Raw genomic sequence first — 2,309 nt, forward strand, 5'->3', positions numbered from 1 at the left:
TACTGCCAGGGCATCCGGCGTGCGCCGCACCTGGGCCTCGAACAACCCATGAATGGTCTGCGCCTGCGGGTACTCCAGCGCGGTGTTGTTGAAGCCTACCAGCAACTGCTCGCGCTCGTCGGCCGGCAGGATCGGCAGGCGGTTGAGCGCCGTGGTCGGTGCCTGTTCCAGGGCCTGGACCAACTGTTCCAGGGCCGTGCGCATATACCCGCAGATCCGCTGTGCGCCGATCCCGGCGACCACCTGCACATTCAGGGTGAAACCTTCACCCAGGTCATCCAGGGACAGGATCAGCGGATAGTTGGTGCGTTCCTCGCCGCCCAGCACCTCGATCCCTTCCCACAACTGGATCGCCTCGTCGCTCGCCGCCAGCGTACTGTGCCGGTAATTGAGCAAGGCGTTGAACAGCGGCGTCGGCGCGGCCACGCCGCTGCATCGCTGGGCCTGGGCCAGGGAGGCATGCTCATGCCCCAACAACGCGGTGAGCCGCACATGGGTGGCCTTGACGGCGGCCCGCACATCCTGGGCGCCCACCGCGACCCGCAACGGCAAGGTGTTGATGAACATCCCCAGTGCCCGCTCGACCCCTTCGCTACCCTGCATCCGCCCCAGCAATACGGTACCGAAGACCACATCGTCGCGTCCGCACAGGCGCCCGAGCACCTGGGCCCACGCCAAATGGTGCAGGCTGGCCGCGCTCACGCCCTGCTGTCGGGTCTGGACCCGCAGGCGTCGGCTCAGGTCGGCGGCCAGGGGCAGGCTGGCCTCTTCGATTCCACGCCCGTCACCGCGCACATTCTGCAAACCGAACGGCAGGGTCGGTTCGTCGACATCGCCGAGCATCTCGCGGAAAAATGCCTCATGGCGCTCGCCGCCGACCCCGAAGCGGGCCTGGGCCACATAGTTGCGGTAAGGCACCGGCACACCCAACATCCCGACCTGGCCGTCAAGGTGCGCCTGAACTTCCTGTTGCACCACCTCCAGCGCCGCGTGATCGATGGCGATGTGGTGGAACAGCAACATCGCCACCCAGCGCCGGTTGACGACATCGTGGGTGAAGGCCAGACGCAGCAAGGGAGCCTGGCTGATATCGAGGCGATAGTGGCGCGGGTCGAAACGTTGTTTCAACTGTTCGGTGGCCGCACCGGCAGCGGGGTCGATGTCGATTTCAGTGAGCACCAGCCGGGCCTGGCGCCAGACCACCTGCACCGGCTCGTCCAGACCGGCCCAGACCACGCTGGTGCGCAGGATATCGTGGCGATCGACCACGTGCTGCAAGGCCCTGCTGAACTCGTCGAAACGGGCACGGCTGGCAAATGCGAACTGTGCCTGCAGAACATAGGGATCACCCTGCTGTGCGGCAATATGGTGATAGAGAATGCCTTCCTGCAATGGCGCCAGCGGGTAGATGTCCTGCACATTGCCCGCACCGCCGGGGACCGTGGCGACGATATGGTCGATGGCCGCCTGATCCAGCTTGACCAGGGGCAGCATGTCCGCCGTGATGCGTTCGCAACCGGGCGGGATAGCCGGGTCGGGAATCTCCACCCGACCGGCCTTGCCGCTGGAGTACTCACCGGCATTGATCAGTTCGATCAACGCGGCCTTGTTCTCGCGCAACATCGCCAGCACGGCGGGTTCCGTGAGGGACTGTCGCTTGCCGCTGACGACCAGTTGATCGCCCTTGACGGAAAGTTCCACATCCTTTTCTTTCAGTATTGCCAACAGTTCGATCATGCTCACAGAACAATCTCCATTCTTTCCGTCGTTGCCGCATATTCCGCGAGGGTGGGATGTTCGAACAGGTCGCGCACTTCAGCTTCCAGGCCTTCCTGACGCAAGCGTTCCATCAGGCTCACGGCGAGTAGCGAGTGGCCGCCCAGTTCGAAAAATTGGTCATGGCGACCGACCTTTTCGACCCCCAGCAGCTCTTGCCAGATAGCGGCGATCAGGGTTTCGGTTTCGCCTTGCGGGGCCTCGTAGCCCCGGCTGATCACGGCATCACCATCCGGCGCCGGCAGGGCCTTGCGGTCCAGTTTGCCGTTCGGCGTCAGCGGCAACGCGTCGAGCCGAACATAGGCCACCGGCACCATATAGGCCGGCAGTTGCCCCATCAGCCAGCCGCGCAGGCTGTCGATCGCCGGCTCCGTTTCCGTGGAACGAAGCGTGTAGTAGGCCACCAGGCGCTTGTCGCCCGGCACGTCTTCGCGGGCGGTGACCACCGCTTCGTGGATCGCCGGGTGTTTCGCCAGACGCGCCTCGATCTCGCCCAGTTCGATACGGAAACCGCGGATCTTCACCTGGTCGTC

The 2,309-nt window shown here is 64.5% G+C and carries 2 protein-coding genes; both read right to left on the reverse strand.

Annotated elements, in window-relative coordinates; genetic code table 11:
* On the reverse strand, positions 1-1,743 hold a 1,743-nt coding region (locus tag K675_RS0118830), incomplete at its 3' end, for a condensation domain-containing protein (RefSeq protein WP_026145334.1).
* On the reverse strand, positions 1,740-2,309 hold a 570-nt coding region (locus K675_RS0118835; RefSeq protein WP_026145335.1), incomplete at its 5' end, for a phosphopantetheine-binding protein. The genes K675_RS0118835 and K675_RS0118830, both read right to left, overlap by 4 nt.

The organism is Pseudomonas fuscovaginae SE-1 (genome assembly GCF_000364705.1).
GTDB lineage: Bacteria > Pseudomonadota > Gammaproteobacteria > Pseudomonadales > Pseudomonadaceae > Aquipseudomonas > Aquipseudomonas fuscovaginae_A.